This is a genomic window from Pseudoalteromonas sp. 2CM39R, from assembly GCF_023161845.1.
The window spans coordinates 1-707 of the sequence record NZ_JALNTM010000063.1 but is presented as its reverse complement, the minus strand read 5'-3'; the positions used below and the strand labels follow the sequence as shown (position 1 = coordinate 707).

Sequence of the window (707 nt, the reverse complement as noted above, 5' to 3'; positions counted from 1 at the left end):
ATACCAGCTTCAACACGGCCAGTTACAACTGTACCACGACCTTGGATTGAGAATACGTCTTCGATAGGCATGATGAATGCTTTATCGATGTCACGCTCTGGCTCTGGGATGTAAGAATCTAGTGCTTCTGCAAGCTCAACGATTTTGTCTTCCCACTCTTTCTCGCCTTCTAACGCTTTAAGCGCAGAACCTTGGATTAGTGGTAAGTCATCACCTGGGAAGTCGTACTCAGAAAGAAGTTCACGAACTTCCATCTCAACTAGCTCAAGTAGCTCTTCGTCGTCAACCATGTCACATTTGTTCATGAATACGATGATGTAAGGTACACCAACCTGACGAGAAAGTAGGATGTGCTCACGAGTTTGTGGCATAGGACCGTCAGTCGCAGCAACTACTAGGATTGCGCCGTCCATTTGAGCAGCACCAGTGATCATGTTTTTAACATAATCGGCGTGTCCTGGACAGTCTACGTGTGCGTAGTGACGAGTTGGAGTATCGTACTCAACGTGTGAAGTTGAGATTGTGATACCACGCTCACGCTCTTCTGGAGCGTTATCGATTGATGCGAAGTCTTTAGCTACACCACCGTATACTTTTGCAAGTACGTTAGTGATTGCTGCTGTTAGAGTTGTTTTACCGTGGTCAACGTGGCCGATTGTACCAACGTTTACGTGCGGTTTTACGCGTTCAAACTTTTCTTTTGCCAT

Annotated in this window: 1 protein-coding gene; it reads right to left on the bottom strand. The window is 46.1% G+C overall.

Annotated elements, in window-relative coordinates:
* Positions 1-707: elongation factor Tu (locus tag MTF66_RS38395; RefSeq protein WP_248530351.1), on the bottom strand; the 707-nt coding region annotated here is incomplete at its 3' end.